This window comes from Mixta hanseatica (assembly GCF_023517775.1).
Taxonomy (GTDB): Bacteria; Pseudomonadota; Gammaproteobacteria; order Enterobacterales; family Enterobacteriaceae; genus Mixta; species Mixta hanseatica.
Genome location: NZ_CP082904.1, coordinates 2,852,803 through 2,873,098 on the forward strand (window position 1 = coordinate 2,852,803; position 20,296 = coordinate 2,873,098).

The following is a 20,296-nucleotide window of genomic DNA, read 5'->3' on the forward strand; positions in this document are numbered from 1 at the left end:
CATCATTAATGAACGGAGCCGGAGTTATAGATACGGGCTGGCCCGGCTTACCCGTAAACTTTTCTCGCTTCACGTTATTATTGTTATGTACGGCTGGGTGCATATACGTTTTCAAGAAAGTTTTAATATTTATTGGCGGGGATTAATTTTCGTGCCATTCAAGGCTCGCTACGGCGGGCCTTTTTCATATCTGCGCCCCGGCGCTCCTTATTCAATCCGGGCGCCGGCGGAAGGAGTATGCGGCTGCGTCTGGTTCGATACACCTCGCGAGGGTATTTTCGGCACGCTATAGGTGCATCGCCAGAAAACTGAGCAAAAAGAGGCGTCTCATGTTGCTATCCCGATCGGCGACGCGCTGGAATCGATCATAGACAGCAGCCGGGATAATGTGGCGAGTCCCTACGTTGTTCATCGCCTGCCGAAAAAACGCAGCAACCGTATTAGCCAGGAGGTGAACCACCCCACCCAGGTCGCGCCTGACTATCTGAGCCGCGCATTTTTGGCATTGAGGGGCCAGGTCGGCGTGGCAGCCAGTTTGCCTCCAGAGCAGCGTCCGACATTTCACGAGATTCGCGCGCTGGCCGCATTCCTGTTTAAACAACAGGGCTGTGATCCGCAGGCGCGAATGGCACACGCTGATGCAAAATCCACGAAAATTTATACAGAGAACCACGTTGAATGGGTGCATGTGCCGCACGCGGAGATCAGGCCCATCTTTATGTCTCGACAACGTAAAGGTAGCTTCTTACGCGCCGAAAGGCCAGGAGAAGCAACCATGAAGCAGCAAACGGCAATCCTGATCGCCACCCTCGTTATAGCGGCGGCAGCGACCGTCCTACTGCTTAGCTCAGCCGTTGCTGCCGACCCAAACCGTTCTAATAAACAATGAGCTATGGACTATGAGCAAACGCTAAGCGACATAAAACGTCTATCTCCTGTGTGCAGCATGACCTATCTCCCTGTCTTACCTAATGCATTACGCCTGTTTGCCAGATTCGATATCTCCCTATAGTGAGGTGTTTTCCTTTGCACGCTGAAATATTTTTCTTCAGCAATCATTTACTTGTTAATTTCTTTAATAATGGCATCTACAAACTTTTAACCGCAGGCCGATAGTAGCAACGTTCATAACTCATCCAGGTAGATCTTCATGAAATTATCAACCCGTCTTGCTGCTGGATACAGCTTGCTCATTTTACTGTTAGTTCTTTGCGCTGGCGTAGCGCTGCATGCCCTGACTAATGCTCGGGAAGACATGGACGATACGGTGAACGTTAAGATGAAAAAATATCAGCTGATCCTTGATATGCGCGGCAGCATTCGGGATATGGCTATTGCCGTTCGCAACCTGGCGCTGCTGGAAGATCCAAAGGCAATGCAGCCGGAGTGGGAACGTCTGGAGAAGCAAAAGCAGCTATACATGCATAACCGCGAAGAACTGGCGCAGATGATGAAAATTGATTCGACGCCGGCGGGACGCGACGCCTTCCGTAAGGTGCTGGACAACGAAGACGCGGCGCTTAGCTCTTATGAAAAAGCGGGACGGCTCGGCTTGCAGAACCTACAACAGGAAACCACTACCTATCTGATGACGGTAACGCGCCCGGCGCAAAACCAGCTGCTTGACGCATTGAACACCATGACCAACGTGCAGATGCAAAACGCCCGCAGCGCGGTAACGGACAGCAGCGACGAGATCACGCGAACCTTTATTTTCCTGAGCGTGCTGGTAGCAGTGTCGATAGCGCTGGCGGCGGCGACAGGCTTTATAACCGTACGCAGCCTGATGCGACAGCTGGGCGGCGAGCCGGCTCAGGCGCAAACGCTGGCAGCAGCTATCGCAGACGGCGATCTGACCTCCTCAATCTCGTTGCGTTCGGGCGATACCACCAGCCTGCTGGCTTCGCTGTTGCGTATGCAATCGCGCCTGAGTGAGATGGTCACGCAGATTAAAGATGCATCCGCTTCCGTTTCGCTCGCCTCAGATGAAATCGCGCGCGGCAATACCGAACTTTCCGCGCGCACGGAGCAGCAGGCTGCCGCCCTACAGGAGACTGCCGCCAGCATGGAACAGCTGACAGCTACGGTGAAAAGCAATACGGCAGGCGCCAGCCATACGGCAGGATCGGCGCGTGATACCGCGACTCTGGCCCGCGACGGGGAAGAGAGCGTGCGTAAAATGAATAAAACCATGGCTGATATTTCACTCAGCGCGGCGAAGGTACGCGATATTACCAGTACCATTGAAGGTATTGCGTTCCAGACCAATATCCTGGCGCTGAACGCCGCCGTTGAAGCGGCGCGTGCTGGCGAGCAGGGGCGCGGTTTTGCCGTAGTTGCAGGCGAAGTGCGCACCCTGGCGCAGCGCAGCGCCACGGCGGCGCGGGATATCAAGGGGCTTATCGAAGAGGCAGTAATGCTGGTAGATGAAGGCGTTACGGTTGCTGACGGAACGGCGGCCAGCATTATGAGCGTAGTCAGTATGGTCAGTGAACTGGCCAGTGCGATGGATGAAATCGCGCTCGCTTCACAAGAACAGATGCAGGGAATCTCTCAGATCAGCGTTGCGGTAGGTCAGATGGATGGCGTTACGCAGAGCAATGCCGCGCTGGTTGAAGAGTCCAGCACCGCCTCGCAGTCTCTGGCAGAGCAGGTTCATGCGCTGCGGGGTATGGTGGACACTTTCCGCGTCTGAGATCGGAACAATATTTGATGCCAGCCGAATGCCAGAGGCTGGCTCATTACTGAATGAGCAAATAAGCCAACGGTGCAGTCATCCCTACTCATTAAAATCCTATTGTAAATCGCAACTGTCGCTTAAATAATTATTCAAATAACACCCAAGTAAAATTATTATTATATTGCACCACTAAAATCATATACGTTATTAAAACCACTCCGTCAGTTTATTAAAATTCACATTGACGCACCCATTTTTTTATATAAACCATACTGGATTACAGTCAAACCAAAAGCATAACCATGGATTATTTTAGGTCGTTATGAATATATTTTTTATTATTCTTTTCCATACAAAATACCTTAAGCATCCCTGACGTCGGGAGCGTGCAAGACATATTTAAGAAATTAGTTTACTCATTAACAGGATCTTTTTTTACTCTTAAGGTTACTGCTAAAGAGCAGATAAGGAACTGAAAGCACTAAAAATCAGTCGTTAAATTAATTTTAATTTCATAAGCTGGTAAAGATGCAACCATCGTTATTTTAAGCATTGCTGGAGGATTACTGAGAAGCCTTTTAAACTACCGAAAGGGAAACTTATTGGTGCTTCTGTAGGCGGTTAATGATGCTGGCGCTAATGCCTTGCAGATTTTCTCTGCGCAGACATAGAGACACGCATCGGTATGAAAGGCCCGTTTGAGCCTCAGGGAGGGCGTTACGGCTTACTTTCCCTGGTGCCTAACTAGCACTCTGTTTGTTCCCGGACCTTTGAAAAGCGCTTCATCAACATTCACACTGGAAAACAGCTGGCAGCAGCGGTCCTCGTTTTTTAGATAAGCTAAACCGCCCTAAGCAACTTCATTTTCCATTTTACTTACACCCGGAATTTGGTGAGAATATCTTAACGTTTTGTGTTAAATTTTGCCCGGACAAATCTCATTATGGCCTCCGCCAGCAGATTTCATCTGCACATCTGCTTAAAAGGATAGCGAGTAAAAAATGTCATTTTCAAATCTTCGGATGAAGATCATTGAGAAAATATTGTTAGTCTGTAAGAAAAAACCAAAAAAACCTTTTCAGCGGCTGGATGAGATTGACGTTAAACGCATTGTCGTTATATCGAATAAGCTGCTTGGCGATTTTTTGTTCTGTACGCCTGCTATCGCCAGCCTGAAGGAGAAATATCCTGCAGCAGAGATCATGGCGGTATTAAGCGAGAAAAACCGCGGTATCGTTGATAACTGTTCGTATATAGATCATGTTGTTTATATGGAAAATCAATTTGTTAGCACAGTAAAGGCCGTCCCAAAATCAAAAAATTTCGGCCGGAGCTGGCAGTGATCTTCCACTCGCGGACCCCTTACGATCTGATAGCGGCGACGCTTGCGGGCTGCCGCTACATCGCGAAGCACTATTTTTATAATGATATCAAAAAACTCATTCCGCTCTGTGATGTTCACGTCAGTGATAAAACTAACCCGCCGGTCATAAATCACCTTTCGCTAGTGAAGGCCTTGGGTTGCGACATTGATAATAAAAAAATGTTTTTCCCATGCCAAATTGCGGGCAGGCAGCCGAATCAAAGTATTAAAATTGGTTTCCAGCTTGGCGCGTCAAAAAGTAATCGTTATTTGCCAAATAGCGTAATTTTGCCATTAATTCCCCGTTTACTGGCGCATTTTACCGCGTGCGAGATTCACCTTTTCGGTGCGCCGCATGAAGCAAAGCTGGGAGAAAATTTTATTGCTGGCCTGGATGAAATCTGCGCGACCCACGTTATCAATCATATTGGCAAAACTACCCTGCCCATGCTGGCGCACCGCCTGAACGAAATTGATATTTTAGTCACGCCGGATACCGGTACTTTGCATGTGGCTACCGCCTTGCAGGTGAAAACAGTCAGCCTATTTGCTCGCCGACAGAGCAATGGCTGTGAACCGGTTCAGGATTTGCATTTGCATCGGGTAGTGTATGCCGCTGATTTTAATCCAGCCGCCTTTGACCGCAGCTGTCCTGCGCCTTTCGCGTTTATTCCCGGTGAATACATTTGGCAGCAAATCGTGGAACTGATGGATGACTGTGAGCATGAAAATCAGGTGCTCCGGCTGAAAGTCTGATGAAACCTTTGCGAGCCAGGTGACGGATGTCTTATAAACTAACTTCGTCACATTATTGCCATGATATTGTCACAAACCTTCCCTAGCCTGTTGCCACCTTAACGAAACGGGAAACAGGCTATGGCGGCTGTTAAAGCAAAAAATGTACAGGATACTGAAGCCCTGCTGCATTCAGGCGTTAACAAAGTAGAACTGGACTGGGAGATAGACAGCGATGATTTCTTTCATCTCGCCAGTCACTGGTGCGCTCGCGGGGCGAAAATCACCCGCTCCCGGCAGCACTTCGTTCTGTCGGTGAAAGGGTTTGCCATTCCGCCAAATGATTAATTACCGCAGCCGGAGCGCAGCGCAATGTCGCTGCGCTCCGCCATGGTTAAAGGGTTAACGCCCGGTATCGGTGCGTTGAACCGCATCCAGCGTCGCCTTCTCTCGCTCGCTGCCGGTCAGCTCGTGCAGCACACCCTCACGCATCTCCAGCAAACGATCGGCATGAATAAAATAGTGATCGTCATGGCTGATAGCAAAAACCGTCTTGCCGCTTTGCTGTAGCCACGGCAACAGTTCACGATAGAAAACCCGGCGGAAATGCGGATCCTGATCGGCGGCCCATTCATCCAGCAGGAGGATGTCACGCTGCTCCGCCGCGGCCAGCAACAGCGCCAGGCGCTTGCTCTGCCCTTTCGACAGCTGCAGGTTCAGCACTTTATTGCCTTCCAGTTTTAACTTGTCCTGCATTTTCAGCCGCGCCAGCCACTGTTGCACCAGTGCCGGGCTGGCCGGCTGCGCGTCGGGGCCGATGAGGCGATCAAACAGGTGCACGTCGGTGAATACCGCAGAAAAAAGCTGGCGGTAGCGCTCGATATCCGTAATCGCTTCACCATCAAGCAGAATGGTGCCGGATACCGGCTGATAAAGACCGGTCAGCAGCATCGCCAGCGTCGATTTTCCACTGCCGTTGCCGCCAATCAGAAAGACCAGTTCGCCGCGCTTCAGCGTCAGGTTAATCGGGCCGACGCTAAAGCCATTTTCGCCATAGTGGAAAACCAGATCGCGCAGTTCCAGCGTTTGCCAGTCGGCTATTGGGGAAGCAGCTGAGAAATGCTCGCGCCACTCCGCCAGCTGGAAGCTACGAAGCTTATTAAAGGCCACCTGGGCGCTGAGCAGCGTCGGCAACGCGCCGACCGTTTGCAGCAGCGGCGTGCGTAAAAACAGTAGCATCAATGAGTAGGTCGCGGCGACGGCGGTATTCGCCCATCCCAGCCCGTTGGCCATAAAAAACACCATGCCAATCGCGCCCAGCATCATAATGTTCGACCAGTTAACCGCGCTGAGATGAAAGGTATCGGCGCGCACAATATGGTGCCGATAGGCGTTGGCGTCTTCCTGATAAACCGTATCGTAAATTTGCTGCGCGCGCGCGCGATTGAGCGCCAGCTCTTTACGGCCGTCAATTACCGTCTGGTAATCGGCGTAGAGGCGATCTTCCGTCTCGCGCAGTTTCGCCATATGGCTGTAAACGCGTGAGACCAGCAGCCAGCCGCCGATAATGGTCACCGCCAGCCAGAGGGCCGTTACCGCCAGCATTCCCGGCGACAGCCAGGCCAGATAGGCCGCCGAACCGATGGTCAGAACAATGCCCTGGATCAGCTCCGGCAGGCGTACAAAGGCGATAGTGATATTGCGCACATCGCTGGTGAGGCCGGCCAGCAGCTGCGCGCTGCCGATCTGTTCAATGCGTTGAATATGCGTATCAAGGATGCGCTTGATAAACTGTCCGCGCAGCTTCCAGACAAAATGATGGCCCAACAGCGTTAAGGCCAGCTGCGACGCCAGCGTGACCGCCATCAGCAACAGCAACAAACCAAGAAAAGTCGGCAGTACCGCCAGGGAGGCATTAATGGTGACAATCAGCTCGTGATTAATGTAAGCGATGATGCCAATACCCAGCGCTGCGCTAAGCAGGTTAAGCACTATCACCGCGATAAACGGCCAGCGGTACTGTTTATAAACGACGGAGAGCAACTCCATAACTGCATCCTGATAAGAACCAAAGCAGCCTGCAGTTTAATGAGAAGCTAATCGATAGCAATAATAATTCTCACTCAGCGCGATAGCGCGCCATCATTAGCGCGCACGGCGGAAGGTCAGATTGTAGCGAAATGCTCCCGTCAGCGGATGAATACCCGCTTTGATCGGCAGAATGCCATGAAAACGCAGCCGTGACGGACCGCCCCACACCACCACATCGCCATGCTCCAGCAGCACGCGCTGAACGGCATCGCCGCGTTCAAAACCACCAAACTGGAATACCGCCGGTAAACCAAGAGAAACCGAAACGATAGGCTGGCGCAGATCCTTTTCATCTTTATCCTGATGCAGCGACAGCTTTGCGCCCGGCTCATAGCGGTTAATCAGACAGGCATCCGGCTGAAAATAATTAAAGCCTGCCTCCTGCGCGCAGGCCTGCGCCAGCAGACGAAACATCTGCGGCATCGGCGGCCAGCGGCGTCCGGTGGCGCTGTCCTCGCCGGTATATTGATAGCCGCGCGCATCGCTCGACCAGCCAAGATCGCCACAGTTGGTCATCGCCACCGACATACGGTGGCCGCCCGGAGTAATACGGTGGTGAAAAGGATTACTCTGCGCTACCGCTTCAACCTGCGCCAGCAGGCTTGCAGCCTGCTCACGGGCGCGCCGCCGCAGAATCACTGCGCCCTCCGCCAGAGGCTCAGCCCAGGGGGCTTCTTCACTAAACAGATCTAACATTGCCGCTCCGCTTTTCACCATCAACCTTGCTGCATGCTAACGGGGCGCGGAGGCGTCCTGCAACAAAAATGCGCGGAACTGCGGCGACATCCAGCTGCTGAATCCTTCTTTATCTTTAGTTATCAAATAGACCGCCAGCTTTTCCCGCAGCGCCAGCGCTTTGGCTTTTTCAGTGCCCAGCACCATCAAGCCGGTATCCCAGCCGTCCGCTTCCAGAGCGGTGGTAGCAATCACCGTCGCCGAGACCAGCCGATGTTCGATCGGTTGCCCGGTTTGTGGATCGATAACATGTGAAACGCGTCGGCCGTCCAGCTCATAATAGTTGCGATAGCTGCCTGAGGTGCTGATGCCGTGTCCCTGTAAATCCACCAGCGCCTGTACCGCATTTTCCTTATCGGTCGGCTTCTGGATCGCTACCCGCCAGGCTTTTCCCGCGGCGTTATGGCCACGCGTCAATACTGCGCCGCCAACCGAGACCAAATAATTATGTATACCCTCCTCTTCCATCAGGCGCGCCAGATCATCGGTAGCGAAGCCCTCGCCCACCGTTGAGAGATCGACGTACAGCCCGGGTAAATCTTTTTGCAAATATGCGCCATCGGCTCGCTCAGTAACCTGTAAATGTTGCTGTCCGGTTTGCGCTTTCGCTCTGTTTATCTCTGCCTGCGACGGCGTATGCTCCGGCTGTTTATCCGGACCGAATCCCCACAGGTTAACCAACGGTCCGACGGTAATATCCATTGCGCCCTGGGTTAACCGGCCGATACGTAGCGAGATAATAATGATATCGGCCATTTCTGGGCTAATGGGCTGCGCAAGGCTGTCATGTGACTGATTAAAGCGCGATAGCACGGAATCCTTCTTCCAGGTTGATAGCTCATGATCGTCCTTATCCAGCCGCTGCTGAATTTTTGCGCGCAGCTCTTCCTGACGACCCGTCGCGACGCCCGCCAGGCTTACGCGCCATTGCGTCCCCATAGTTTTGCCTGCCAGCACCAGTCCGCTATCCGCCGGGGTCTGCTGTCGATCGCAGCCTGCCGCCAACAATCCCAACAGCATCACCGCTGCCAGTACTCTTTTTTTCATTGCGCTCATCTTTACTAATCGTTGTGTTAATCGGCAAGGCGATATACGTCCTGCGCACCGTGGCGGCACATTTTGCCCCATTTCTGCCCAGGCCATGTTAACAAACGTGCCTTAACCCCGACTTAACGGGCCAGGTAAAGCTGGCACGAGACGTGCTTTGTTTATTCAGGGTTCAGATGATAAAAGGCGGGAATGAAGATGCAGAATACCAATACGTGCCAGCGTTGGTTATGTCGGCTACTGGCCTGTTGTGGTTTCACGCTCGGCGGCATAGGGCTGGAAGGTATGTGGGGCGATGCGCTAAAGATGGATACCGCGACGCAATCAAAGGCTCTTCTGGCGACATCGTCGCGCAAGGCATAAAAAAGGCGACGCTGAGCGTCGCCTTGCAGAAACAGTGAGTGCTTAGAACTGGTAAACCAGGCCCAGCGCCACGACGTCGTCGGTGTTGATACCGGCAGCGTCGGTGAACTCGTTGTCATCCAGCAGGTTGATCTGATAATCAACATAGGTAGACATGTTTTTGTTGAAGTAGTAAGTCGCGCCTACGTCGATATATTTTTTCAGGTTCTGCTTGCCATAACCTTCGATATCTTTACCACGCGAAGTCACGTAAGCCAGTGACGGACGCAGACCGAAGTCGAACTGGTACTGCGCAACCAGCTCCCAGTTGTCCGCTTTATCGGCGAAGCCGTAAGCAGCCTGATCGTCGTCACCGAAGCGGGTAGCGTTATAAGAACGGGTGTACATCGCCGCCAGATAGATGTTGTTGGCATCATATTTCAGGCCGCCGGTGTAGGCTTCCGCTTTATCGCCGTTACCCAGAATGGCGTTGCTGTTCTGATAGTTAGTACGGTCAGACTGGAACATCGCTGCACCCAGGCCCAGGCCGTTGCCCAGATCGTAAGTGGTGCTCAGGCCCCAGCCGTCGCCGTTCTGCGCCACAGCTTTACGGCTGCCAGCTTCTTCCGGATTGCTGTCGTTTTTGCCCTGGTACTGTACGGCAAAGTTCCAGCCGTCAACCAGGCCGAAGAAGTTGTTGTTACGGTAGGTAGCTACGCCGTTAGCGCGCTGGAACATAAAGTTGTCCGCGCCGTAGGTATCGCCGCCGAACTCCGGCAGGACGTCGGTCCATGCGCCGATGTCATAAATCACGCCGTAGTTACGGCCGTAGTCGAAAGAGCCCGCGTCGCCAAATTTGATGCCGGCGAAGCCAACACGGGTATAGCTGTCTTTGGTGCCTTCGCTTTCAGAGTGGTTCAGGGCAACCTGGTATTCCCACTGGCCGTAGCCGGTCAGCTGTTCAGAAATTTGGGTTTCGCCTTTAAAGCCGAAACGCATATAGGATTGGTCGCCGTCGCTGCCGTCGTTGTCAGAAAAATAGTGCAGACCGTCCACTTTGCCGAACAGGTCAAGTTTGTTGCCGTCTTTATTATAGATCTCTGCTGCGCCTGCGGAACCTGCTACTAACAGCGCCGGGACCATCAGGGAGAGAATATGACGTTTCATTTTTATTACCCTCTGGTTATGTGCCTTATAATTGCCACTGCATGCCGAACGTTTATTTTTCAGCCGGCAGCCCATTGTTAAGTTGCCAGAAGTAATAATCCATAAAGAAAATGCTACTAAATTTCCGAAACTGTTTCTTGATATTTTATTGTTACTTCAAAATGTAAATAATGCGGAACTTTTAAACAGCACACAGGGTTAAAAAATAGCGCACTAATTGATAAGAAATAAATCTGAAATGCGTTAACGGTGGGTTAAATAACGTGGCCGGGTCCGCACTGAATGATAAAAAATTTCTTAGCTGCAGTTATAAAATAGATCCCGCTATCATCATTTTATTTCATTATTACCTTCATTCACCCTGAATGAGCTGTTTTACCCTTATTTCCTGCCGGACATTGATTGTCCGGCTTTTTTTTACCCTTATTTTAGCCCCGATGGATCACGCCAGACTGCAAGCCATACCGACGGAGGAATTATCATCGGCAGGGCGCGCTGCCTTACAGATATTTCTTAAACCACTCTGTTTGTACATTAATAACCTGCTGAAAATGCGCGCCGGTATAAATATCGTAGTGGCGGGCGTCAGCCTGCTCATATAATTCTTTCTCATGCGCGCCCACCGCAGCGAATAAAGCACGGCCCTGCTCAGGCGGATTTACCGTATCCTTACCGGCAATGACCACCAGCGTCGGGCATTTTACCCGGGCGGCATAAATAGCCGGTTTATATTGCAAGGTTTCGCGCACCGTCAGGAACGGGATTTTGATATCCATCTGTGGATAACGCGTGCGGTTCTCCTCAAAAAAGGCTTTTGATTCCGCATCGCTTAATACGCGATTAACGCTAACCATCATCTCTTTTCCACTATTTTTTTGTTTTTCAGTCATTTTATCCAGCGTGGCGATAAAGGCATTTTTCTCCTCCTCGCTCATTTGACCGCTGACGATCGCTTCCCCATCGGCAAAAGCCAGCTGGCTGACAACGCATTTAATTTCCGCTGCCTCTGCCGCCGCGGCAAAAACATGGCACCCGCCGAAAGAGGTCCCCCACAGGCCGATGCGTTGCGCATCCAGCGCTGGCTGCTGCTGCACCCAGCGCACCACCGAAAGAATATCGGCAATCTGCAGCGCAGGCACCAGCCGGCCACGCTCACCGTCGCTGTCGCCGAAGCCACGATAATCAAAGGTGATCGCGGCAAAGCCGGCACGGGCAAAAGCATCGGCAAAAGCGGGCAGCAAGATTTCACGAATGCCGCAAAAACCATGACATAAAACGATAACCGGTTTTTTATCTTCACCGCTGTTCTTTTTCAGCGTAATAACAATTCCGTTAGAAATTTTTTGCGTTATAACTTCCATTAACTTATTTCCTTTATTTATTTAACCTAAGGCACATTATTTATCGTGCTGCGCGCGCATTATAAACCTGAGTAAAATTAACCTCACAGAGATTCGTCTGGCTTATTGTCGCAGCGTCACATAATTTAAAATTTACCTGCCGTTCCGGCGTAGGTCGTGATGCCAACATTATGCAGACCGTAAAAAAGCGTCCCGCCAGCTTTGCCTGCGCTATTCCTCCTGCGTAAAAAAATCAGCCCCGGCGGGTTTGCCTGGGCTGATGCAGAGCGTTCAGGTAGGGCCGTCGCAGAGACGATTAGTGAACTTAGCGTTCGCGCATCGCTTCATTCACCTTATTTAGTGGCTTAATCAGATAATCCATCACCGATTTCTGCCCGGTTTTGATCTCTACGTTAGCGACCATACCCGGCACAATCGGAAATTTGCGTCCGGCGCGGTTAACCAGCTCCGCCTTTTGCGTTCGTACATACACCCGGTAGTAATATTGATCGCGCTTCACTTCATCCTGAATGGTATCCGGGGAAACCGTTTCTACTTCGCCATCCAGATCGCCATAGATAGAGGAATCATAGGCGGTGATTTTCACCACGGCGGGCAGCCCAGGGCGGATATAGGCGATGTCGCGTGGATTAATGCGCGTTTCCACCAGCAGCTGATCCTCCAGCGGCACGATCTCCATCAGCTTACCGCCAGGCTGCAGTACGCCGCCCACGGTGGTGACCTGAATATCTTTAACGATGCCGCGCACCGGTGAAAATAGCGTGGCGCGCGTGAGCTGATCTTCTTTGCCGGTCAGCCCCTGTAACTGGGCATCCAGCTCGGCGTTATTTTTAACCTGCTCTTCTCGTGCGCGTACCGCATATTCATTGCGCGCCTCGTCGATTTTACCACGCAGCTCGCTAACCTGACGGCGCAGGCGGATCACTTCTACCTCGCCCGCTGCGCCTTTGGCTACCAGCGGCGCGGTCATGCGTAACTCTTCCTGCACCAGCTTCAGCGACTGTTGCAGGTTATTAACGGTTTCCAGCAGATTGCGGCGTCGTGACTGATAAAGCTGCGTTTCACGCGCCACCAGCTCCGGCTCAAGCAGAGTTTGCTCACTAAACTGCAGCGGTTCGCCGGTGAGTTCAGCACGTAACCGCTCCGCCGAAGCGCGCAGGGTGCGCACTTTCGCCTGCGCTTCGCCGAAGTTCGATTGAAAACGCGTCGGATCGAGACGCGCCAGAATCTGCCCTTTGCTGACAATATCTCCTTCATGCACGTTCAGCTGTTTAACGATGCCGCCGTCCAGGCTTTCAATCACCTGTGCCCGGCTGGAGGGCGTGATCTTGCCGGTGCCGACGGTAACCTCATCCAGAATGGCGAAATGCGCCCAGATTAAAAAGATCACCAGCGCCGCGCTGCACAGCCAGATAATCATCGAGGTGCGACGTTCATGCGTTTTCAGCTGGCTATCAACCGTAACCTGCGTCATGCGGCATCTCCTTTGGTTGGCTTAGCGGCGCCGGCGCTACGTAATATTTCATCGCGCGGGCCGTCCGCGACGATACGTCCGTTATCCATCACCACAATCCTGTCCACCAGCTTTAACAGCGCCGGGCGATGGGTAACCAACACCAGCGTGCGGCCGCTTAGCCAGCTTTTCATCTGCCGAATCACATGCTCTTCCAGCTGCTCATCCATCGAGGCGGTCGGCTCATCCAGCAGCACCACCTGCGGCTGACGCAGGATCATACGGCTGATCAGCACCATCTGGCGCTGGCCACCGGAAAGGCCGCGCCCGCCCTCGTTGATAATCCGATCCATACTGGCAGCGTCCTGCTGCACCAGGCTCAGCGCGCCGCTTACGCGCAGCGCCTGCAGCATCTCCTGTTCGCTGGCGTGCGGATTGCCCAACATCAGGTTCTGCCGCAGCGTACCGAAAAACAATCGGGAATCCTGCGACAGCCAGCCCAGCTGACGGCGTAAATCAATGGGATCGATGCGATTGATATCCACGCCATCGACAATAACCTTGCCCTGCGTGGCTTTCGCCTGCCCCGCCAGGAGCTTCAGCAGCGTCGATTTGCCGGCGCCGACTTTGCCTAACAGCGCGATGCGCTCGCCCGGCTTGATCTGCAGCTGTCCGATAGTCAGAACGTTTTTAACATTCTCTTCATCATAGGTGTACTGTACGTTACGCAGGTCGTAATGGCCGGTCAGCGTCGGACAGTGCGCCATTTCGCCCTCTTCCGGCTGGTCAAGCGGCTTTTTCAGTAGCTCATCCAGCCCTTTCATCGCGCTTTTGGCGTGCTGCCAGCGCGAGAAGATCATCGTCAGCTGCATCAGCGGCGCAATAGTGCGCGAAGAGAGCAGGCTGCTGGCCACCAGCGTACCGGTGGTAATATCGCCCGCCAGCACCAGATAGGTGCCGAACACCAACATGCCCGCGTAGGTCAGCTGCTGTACCGACGATGCCCAGCCGGTCAGCCTGGCGCCCCACAGACGCTGTTTCATGCCGATGGCGGCGCTGACTTCGTGGGTCTGTTCCCACTGGCGCTGGAAATAGGGTTCCGCCTGCAGCGCTTTGATATCTTCCACGCCCTCAATGGTTTCCACCAGCACCGCATTGCGCAGCGCACCTTCGCGCATGCCCTCTTTCGCCAGCCGCGCCATCGGGATCTGCACCAACAGGCCGGGGATCACGATCAGCGGGATCGCCAGCAGCGGAATAATCACCAGCGGGCCGCCGATAAAACCCATGATAAACAGGAACAGGATAATAAAAGGCAGATCCGCCGCCGCACCGACGGTAGTGGAGGTCAGCAGTTCGCGCACCTGGTCGATCTCGCGCAGCTGCGAGATAAAAGAGCCAGTGGATTTCGGCCGCGCCTCGTTACGGATATTCATCGCCCGCGCAAACAGCATTGAAGAGACCTTAAGATCGATGCGCTTGCCCATTAGATCGGAAACCTGCGTTCGCATCAGACGGATCAAATATTCAATCGCGGCGGCAATCAGCACGCCGACAAACAGCACCCACAGCGTCGGCTCCGACTGGGCAGGAATGACGCGGTCATAGATCTGCATCGAGAACAGAATACCCGCCAGCGCCAGCACGTTGCTCACCACCGAGGCGAGAGAGATCTCGGCGATGCGCCGTCCCATACCGCGGAAATTTTTCCAGAACCAGTGCTGTTCGTATGGCTGCACAAATTCGTCGATGCGCGCATCGCGTCCGCGCGCCGCCACGCCCGGCACCGCCACCTGCGGCTGGCTTTGCGCCAGCAGCTCGGTCAATTCGCTTTCGCGTACTACGTCGCCGCCATCGCTCAGCCAGTAGCGCGCGCGCTCTTCGGCGTCGATCGCTTCCACCACCGCCACGCTGCCGTTTTCCAGCAGCAGGATCACCGGCGTCACCTCATGCCGCCAGCGCAGCTTATCGCGCGGCGTCATGGTTAAATGTAGCCCCAGCAGGCCCGCCAGGCGCTCCAGCTGTTTATCGGCCGGCAAATGCTCAAACCAGCGCATTTGCTGGCGCAGCGTTTTGCCATCGGCGGGCTTGCCGAAGCGGGCAGCTACCCGCAGCATTGCCGCAATCCAGTTATCCGTCGAGGTGCTTATATTCGCTGCCTGATTCATCTTTGTTACCTGCGTCTTAATTCAGTGAAGGCAGCCGCTCGCCGCTCTGTTTTTCCCGGTCGATGCCCATAATGTCCAGCAGATTATCCACCGCTGCGGCGTAGCGCACCGTGGCGTTCCAGCCGTCATACAGCGCGGTAATGCGCATGCTGTCTGCCTGAAACACATCCTGCTCGACGCTGAGCAGATCGTTAAGGCTGCGCTTGCTCAGCCGGTATTCATCGGCGTACACCGAACGAGTGTGCTCCGCACTTTCCAGCTGCACTTCCCCCGCCTGCTGGCGCTGCTGCGCGCCGATCATATCGGCGTAGGCGGTGGACGCGTGCTGATTGATATCGAGTTTGGCGCGCTGGATTTCCGCCTGCGCCGCCTGACGCTCCGCCTCGGCCGAGCGGGTTCTGGCATTAACCAGTCCGCCCTGATAGAGAGGCGCTTCTACCCGCAGCTGCAGCTCATCATCCCAGTAAGAGCGGTTGTCGTTTTCATAGCGGGTGCGCCCTGCCTCCACCTTGATGGTCGGCCAGTGGTTGGACGCCGCCTGGTTAACCCGTTCGCGGGCCGCCTCCTGCCTGGCCTGCGCGCTGCGTACCGCGGCGCTCTTTTCGTAGGCGATACGATCCAGCGTGATCTGCTGCTGCAGCAGCGACTCCGGCAGCTCGGGCAGGTTATCGGAGATAACGCCGGTAAGCACGGTAAGCTGCGCCTGCGCTGAACGCTGCTGCGCGCGGTACTGCTCCAGCGTGGCGCGCATGCCGGCCAGGCGCGTACCCGCCTGCAGCACGTCAGACTGCGAGTTCAGACCGGCGTCGGCACGTAGTCTGGCGATATCGCGCACATGCTCCAGCGAAGCGATGTTTTTACGCGCCGAGACCACCAGCGCCTGATAGCGCTTCACCTCCAGATAGGCCTGGAGTGTATCGGCGGCCACGGTAGTCATGGTATCGAACAGGGCAAAACGGTAAGCGTCGGAAAGCGCGTGTTGTTCATCGATCGCGCCGCCGGTACGCCCGAAGTCGTACAACAGCTGGCTAAGCATTACGCCGCCGGAGGCGGTGTTATTCAGGCTACCGGAAGAATCGGTCTGATGCGATCGTCCGCCGGTGGCCTGCAAGGAAATTTGCGGATACCAGGCGCTTTTGGCCGCGTCCAGTTCAGCTTCGCCAACGTTGATTTGCGCGGCGGCCTGCGCAATTTGCGGGTTACGGGCAAAAGCGCGCAGGATTGCCTCGCGCAGCGTGAGCGTGGCGACTTGTTCTTCAGTGGGGGCGGCACGCCAGTTAAATTCAGCCTTTGGCTCGGCGTCGGCCCGGGCGGGCATCACGACGGGGCTGCACAGGGCACCCAGGCAAAAGGAGACAAGGAGTTTACGCATGCGGCTCTGTTGACCTTTTTTATCCATACCGGTGAGAGGGATATCAGCACTCACCCGTTACCTCATTAATTCCGTACAAGATAACACCATGAATTATTATAGAATTCCATTGATTTTATTAATGTAAAGTCACATTTTTTACATCAGCATTTCCGCTTTTTTGCTAAAAATGCGCTAAAAAGCGGTTAAAAAGGCGTAAACGAAAGAAAATCGGCGGCATCACGCCGCCGAATACATTAATAATCTCAATTTATACACTCAGTAAAATCTTAAACCTTACTGAACCGTTAGTTACACCACCGGTTGCAGATGTTGCTGCTGCAACGTATCGGCGAGAGTGGTTTCCGCTGGCGCGACGTAGAGGGCGTCATGCTCCGGCACGCTGCCCTGCGCACCCGTCGCCTGGTTCTGCCACATATCCGCTGGCGCGGCGAGCAGCGCGGTGTCGGCAGCCTCGCCGATGACGGTATTATCAGCAGCCTCATCGCTCAAGGTTTCAGCGTTGGCATCCTGCTGCGTGGCGCCGCTGCTGGCGGTTAAATGACTAATCAATGCGTTGACGGAAGGCTGTTCGCTATCACTCAGGCCCAGCGCATCAAAAGTGATCGCCTGAGCGGCTTCCCCATCCTGCGCTGCGGTTGCTGAGTGCGCATCGCCGGTCGCAGCCAGCGTCGCCGTCTCGGCAGTCAGACTATGAACCGCGCTATCCTGTTCTACCGCCGGCTGGCTGCTGCTCAGGGTTGTTACGCCATCCTCATCCACGGTAATGACTTTCGCCTCGACGTAGCGCACCGTTACAGGTTTTCCATCTGTTTCATAGTCATCAGTCAGGGTAGCGATCACGGTATAGCTGCCTGGTGTTAAGGCCTCAATATCGCTGGTCGGGATCGTGACCTGCCAGTGGTTATCAAAACCCATGCCATCCGGCCCGGCCTCAGAAGTGGTGGTGTAGGTTTTGCCGTTCAGTTGCACCGTTACCGTGCCGCCGATGCCCAACCCTTCCCCGGATGATTGCGATGAGCTGATAGTTAAATCCTGATGCTTCTCGCTTCCGCTCAAATGCTGATCGCCGCTGATGGGATCAAAGGTAAAGGTCATGGGATAGTGATAGGCATAGCCCAGACCGCCTATTTCAATCTGCCGCGAGTCGGCAAACTGGTTGCCATCTTTATCCTGATAGCTAACGGTCGCGTGCGTGGTATCGCCGTTACGCAGGCTGGGAAGCCGGTCAACGTAGACGCTCCACAGCCCATCGCTGGTCACCTGGCCTTTGTAGGTTTGATCCCCGACCACCAGCTTAACGGTACTGCCCGCCGCCAGATGCTCCGCATGACCGGTCACGTACTGCGGGGCGGCAGTCTCATAATAGTTAACATCATCATCGCCAAAGACCGGATCCATGCTCAGCAGCGGCGTTTCATGGCCTTCGCCGTTAGCAGTTAGCGTTAACGTTTTAGCCACCTCGTTAACTTCATTTCCTTTTAACAGTGAAGCCACCAGCGTAACCTGCCCGGTCAGCGGCAGCGCCTGCAGATCCTCATGCGGAATGGTAACGATCCAACGGCTATCATTGGTGGTTTTGGTGCTGTAGGTATGGCCGTTCAGCTTCACCTGCACCTCATAGCCGGGGCCGATAAAACGCCCCGAGCCGGACACCAGCAGGTCGCCGCCGCGCTCTACGGCGCTCAGTACGTCATCGCCGGTGACCTTATTCACAAACAGGGCCGGCAACTTGCTGGAAGAGTTGGTCAGGGTAAACTCGCTGGTGGCATAGTGTTCCACGCCTGCGGTATCGGTATGTTCCGCCCTGACGATGACTTTACCGTTCGGGATGGCGGCAATATCGCTCTCCGGCACGCTGACATACCACATGGCGTCGTTGCCCAGTGTGCCGCTGTAGGTTTTACCGTTCAGAGTAATTAGTACCGTATCGCCCGGCGCGCCCTGATGCGCATAGCCGGAAATCACCGTGGCGTTGCCATGTTCACCGCCGGTCACTTTGTCGTTGCCGGAGACTGGGTTAAACACCAGATCCGGATCGATGACGGTAAAACTTTTCGTCTGGGTGCTGTTAATGCTCTCCCCGCTGTTAACGTTGGCGTTAATCGATGCAACCACGGTATAGCTACCCGGCGTCAGCGCCTGTACATCGCTGGCGGGAACGGTGATTTGCCAGTGGTTGTCATAATCGCCGTCGGTGCCGTCTACCACTGCGGTATAGGTTTTGCCATTCAGAGTGACATAAACCGTTTTGCCAAAGGCGATATTTTCGCCAGAAAATTTGGACCCGCTGATAATTAAGCTGTTTTGCGCTTCCTGCTGGTCTACTTTGCCATCAACGCTGATGGTATCGATCTGGAAAGACATCGGATATTTATAAGGGTAGCTGGAGGGAACCAGATGGATTTCGCGGCTGGCGGCAACCTGATTACCCTCGCTGTCCTGCCAGCTGACCACCGCATGGGTGGAACTGGTGTTGCGGGTGTTATGCAGCTGATCAACCTTGACGCTCCAGACGCCATCATCGGTGACGGTGCCATAAAAGGTCCGGTCGGAAACGGTCAGTTTGATTTTGCTCCCTGCCGGAATATGGGTTGCGTGTCCGGTAATAAAGGTGGCAGTGCCGATCTCGTACAGGTTGATAGTGTCATCCGCCGATACGGTATCAATGCTCAGCGACGGTGAGGCCTTCCCCTCGCCCTCATTATTCAGGGTCAGCGTTTTTGCCACTTGCGCGACGCGGCCCCCAAGGCCCAGCGAAGCCAGCAGCGTGATATTGCCTTCCGGCAGCGCCAGGACATCTTCGCTGGGGATAGTGAGGGTCCAGCGGCTGTCTTTGGTGGTGGTAGTGCGGTACTCATGACCATTAAGGGTAATGGTGACTTCACGGCCTTCGGTGATGTTACGTCCCCAGCCGGAAATCAGCAGATCGCCGCCGCGCTCAACCGCGCTTAACACGTCGTCGCCGGTAACGTTATTCAGAAACAGCACCGGTCCGGAGACGCCGCCTTTGCCAGCCTGCAGGCTAAAAGCGCTGCTGGCGTGGTGCAGCGCGCCGGTGTTGTCGATATGGGTCGCGCTGACCACAATGGTGCTATTAGGGATCTGGGCAATATCGCTTTCCGGCACGCTGACAGACCACATGGCATCGCTGCCCAGCGTGGTGCTGTAGGTTGTATTGAACAGCGTGACATTAATTTTATCGCCCGGGTTGCCGCTGCGGGCGTAGCCGGAAATCACCGTGGCGTTGCCGTGTTCGTAATTGTCCACGCGGTTATCAATGGAGACCGGATTAATAGTGAATGTCTCATCGGCTGCGGCGCTGGTAAGCGTGCTGCTCTGGATAGCGGCAGGTTCGCTGACCTCAGCGGAAGCGGCGCTGGCGGTGTTTTTTGTTGTCGTAGGCGCGGCGGCTTCAGCGGTGGAGACAAGAGAGGCTTGCAGCGTGGCGGAGGAAAAAGGGAGAGCAGCGGCAAGCCGTTGCGCGTTTGTGGTATTGGCCATAAATATCTCCTGTTGCACCAGATAAAATATCGTAAGCAGCCGCATCCTGCGGCGCGGGCCGGGATCGGTTGCAGCGGGTTATTTATCCTTTCATTACCTGACAGAGAGGTCTGGTGCGCACCGGAGCTGAATCAGCCCAATAACAAGGATGAAAAAGGTTAACTAAAAAAGGTTACTTACCAAATATGCGCGAACAGATATAAAGAAAAGAGACGGGCGTAGCATCTCGAACCACTAATCATAACGATTAACAAAATTAATCATTGGTACCAGGCAAG

Annotated in this window: 14 protein-coding genes and 1 pseudogene; 6 read left to right on the forward strand and 9 right to left on the reverse strand. The window is 54.1% G+C overall.

Annotated features, from left to right (window positions below; translation table 11 throughout):
* Positions 1 to 208: 208 nt before the first annotated feature.
* From K6958_RS13665 to K6958_RS13685, 5 genes and pseudogenes are all read left to right on the forward strand, one after another.
* Positions 209 to 709 (forward strand): annotated as a pseudogene (locus K6958_RS13665) (site-specific integrase); the annotation flags it as partial.
* A 441-nt stretch (positions 710 to 1,150) separates the two neighbouring features.
* On the forward strand, positions 1,151 to 2,695 hold the full coding sequence (locus K6958_RS13670) for a methyl-accepting chemotaxis protein (RefSeq protein WP_249891625.1): 1,545 nt from the start codon (positions 1,151 to 1,153) through the stop codon (positions 2,693 to 2,695).
* Between the two features lie 986 nt (positions 2,696 to 3,681).
* Positions 3,682 to 4,023 carry a glycosyltransferase family 9 protein gene (locus tag K6958_RS13675; RefSeq protein WP_249891626.1) on the forward strand — a complete coding sequence of 114 codons (342 nt, stop codon included), beginning with the start codon at positions 3,682 to 3,684 and terminating at the stop codon, positions 4,021 to 4,023.
* Positions 4,020 to 4,799 (forward strand): glycosyltransferase family 9 protein, encoded by a 780-nt coding sequence (locus K6958_RS13680; RefSeq protein ID WP_249891628.1) that lies wholly within the window; start codon positions 4,020 to 4,022, stop codon positions 4,797 to 4,799. Before K6958_RS13675 ends, K6958_RS13680 begins: the two co-directional genes overlap by 4 nt.
* 120 nt (positions 4,800 to 4,919) lie before the next feature.
* On the forward strand, positions 4,920 to 5,126 hold the full coding sequence (locus tag K6958_RS13685; RefSeq protein WP_249891630.1) for a hypothetical protein: 207 nt from the start codon (positions 4,920 to 4,922) through the stop codon (positions 5,124 to 5,126).
* A 54-nt stretch (positions 5,127 to 5,180) separates the two neighbouring features.
* On the opposite strand, the gene K6958_RS13690 is transcribed toward K6958_RS13685, so the two are convergent.
* From K6958_RS13690 to apbE, 3 genes are all read right to left on the reverse strand, one after another.
* On the reverse strand, positions 5,181 to 6,827 hold the full coding sequence (locus K6958_RS13690; RefSeq protein WP_249891633.1) for a multidrug ABC transporter permease/ATP-binding protein: 1,647 nt from the start codon (positions 6,825 to 6,827) through the stop codon (positions 5,181 to 5,183).
* A gap of 96 nt (positions 6,828 to 6,923) precedes the next feature.
* The gene (gene alkB, locus K6958_RS13695) at positions 6,924 to 7,565 is read right to left on the reverse strand and encodes a DNA oxidative demethylase AlkB (RefSeq protein WP_249891635.1); all 642 of its coding nucleotides are present in this window, start codon (positions 7,563 to 7,565) and stop codon (positions 6,924 to 6,926) included.
* Between the two features lie 36 nt (positions 7,566 to 7,601).
* Positions 7,602 to 8,651: an FAD:protein FMN transferase ApbE gene (gene apbE / locus K6958_RS13700; protein ID WP_434085167.1), complete on the reverse strand. Its 1,050-nt coding sequence runs from the start codon at positions 8,649 to 8,651 to the stop codon at positions 7,602 to 7,604.
* 198 nt (positions 8,652 to 8,849) lie between these two features.
* Here apbE and K6958_RS13705 point away from each other — a divergent pair, with 198 nt between their 5' ends.
* The gene (locus K6958_RS13705) at positions 8,850 to 9,014 is read left to right on the forward strand and encodes a hypothetical protein (protein WP_249891636.1); all 165 of its coding nucleotides are present in this window, start codon (positions 8,850 to 8,852) and stop codon (positions 9,012 to 9,014) included.
* 42 nt (positions 9,015 to 9,056) lie between these two features.
* On the opposite strand, the gene ompC is transcribed toward K6958_RS13705, so the two are convergent.
* From ompC to K6958_RS13735, 6 genes are all read right to left on the reverse strand, one after another.
* The gene (gene ompC / locus K6958_RS13710) at positions 9,057 to 10,160 is read right to left on the reverse strand and encodes a porin OmpC (RefSeq protein WP_249891638.1); all 1,104 of its coding nucleotides are present in this window, start codon (positions 10,158 to 10,160) and stop codon (positions 9,057 to 9,059) included.
* 500 nt (positions 10,161 to 10,660) lie between these two features.
* Complete coding sequence (uilS, locus tag K6958_RS13715; RefSeq protein WP_249891640.1) at positions 10,661 to 11,521, reverse strand: UilS family quorum-quenching N-acyl-homoserine lactonase; 861 nt, start codon at positions 11,519 to 11,521, stop codon at positions 10,661 to 10,663.
* A 304-nt stretch (positions 11,522 to 11,825) separates the two neighbouring features.
* Positions 11,826 to 12,995 (reverse strand): beta-barrel domain-containing protein, encoded by a 1,170-nt coding sequence (locus K6958_RS13720; protein ID WP_249891642.1) that lies wholly within the window; start codon positions 12,993 to 12,995, stop codon positions 11,826 to 11,828.
* Positions 12,992 to 15,142 carry a type I secretion system permease/ATPase gene (locus K6958_RS13725; protein ID WP_249891644.1) on the reverse strand — a complete coding sequence of 717 codons (2,151 nt, stop codon included), beginning with the start codon at positions 15,140 to 15,142 and terminating at the stop codon, positions 12,992 to 12,994. The genes K6958_RS13720 and K6958_RS13725 overlap by 4 nt, the downstream gene beginning before the upstream one ends.
* A gap of 16 nt (positions 15,143 to 15,158) precedes the next feature.
* Positions 15,159 to 16,460 carry a TolC family outer membrane protein gene (locus K6958_RS13730; protein WP_249894694.1) on the reverse strand — a complete coding sequence of 434 codons (1,302 nt, stop codon included), beginning with the start codon at positions 16,458 to 16,460 and terminating at the stop codon, positions 15,159 to 15,161.
* A 345-nt stretch (positions 16,461 to 16,805) separates the two neighbouring features.
* Positions 16,806 to 20,018, reverse strand: a complete 3,213-nt coding sequence (locus K6958_RS13735) for a hypothetical protein (protein WP_249891646.1) — start codon at positions 20,016 to 20,018, stop codon at positions 16,806 to 16,808.
* Positions 20,019 to 20,296: the final 278 nt, after the last annotated feature.

Excerpts from the sequence above, each read along its gene's own strand:
- ompC (WP_249891638.1), bottom strand. The coding sequence starts at position 10,160 with ATGAAACGTCATATTCTCTCCCTGATGGTCCCGGCGCTGTTAGTAGCA.
- K6958_RS13720 (WP_249891642.1), bottom strand. The coding sequence starts at position 12,995 with ATGACGCAGGTTACGGTTGATAGCCAGCTGAAAACGCATGAACGTCGC.
- K6958_RS13675 (WP_249891626.1), top strand. The coding sequence starts at position 3,682 with ATGTCATTTTCAAATCTTCGGATGAAGATCATTGAGAAAATATTGTTA.
- uilS (WP_249891640.1), bottom strand. The coding sequence starts at position 11,521 with ATGGAAGTTATAACGCAAAAAATTTCTAACGGAATTGTTATTACGCTG.
- K6958_RS13735 (WP_249891646.1), bottom strand. The coding sequence starts at position 20,018 with ATGGCCAATACCACAAACGCGCAACGGCTTGCCGCTGCTCTCCCTTTT.
- K6958_RS13690 (WP_249891633.1), bottom strand. The coding sequence starts at position 6,827 with ATGGAGTTGCTCTCCGTCGTTTATAAACAGTACCGCTGGCCGTTTATC.
- K6958_RS13685 (WP_249891630.1), top strand. The coding sequence starts at position 4,920 with ATGGCGGCTGTTAAAGCAAAAAATGTACAGGATACTGAAGCCCTGCTG.
- K6958_RS13730 (WP_249894694.1), bottom strand. The coding sequence starts at position 16,460 with ATGCCCGCCCGGGCCGACGCCGAGCCAAAGGCTGAATTTAACTGGCGT.
- K6958_RS13670 (WP_249891625.1), top strand. The coding sequence starts at position 1,151 with ATGAAATTATCAACCCGTCTTGCTGCTGGATACAGCTTGCTCATTTTA.
- apbE (WP_434085167.1), bottom strand. The coding sequence starts at position 8,651 with ATGAAAAAAAGAGTACTGGCAGCGGTGATGCTGTTGGGATTGTTGGCG.
- alkB (WP_249891635.1), bottom strand. The coding sequence starts at position 7,565 with ATGTTAGATCTGTTTAGTGAAGAAGCCCCCTGGGCTGAGCCTCTGGCG.
- K6958_RS13725 (WP_249891644.1), bottom strand. The coding sequence starts at position 15,142 with ATGAATCAGGCAGCGAATATAAGCACCTCGACGGATAACTGGATTGCG.
- K6958_RS13705 (WP_249891636.1), top strand. The coding sequence starts at position 8,850 with ATGCAGAATACCAATACGTGCCAGCGTTGGTTATGTCGGCTACTGGCC.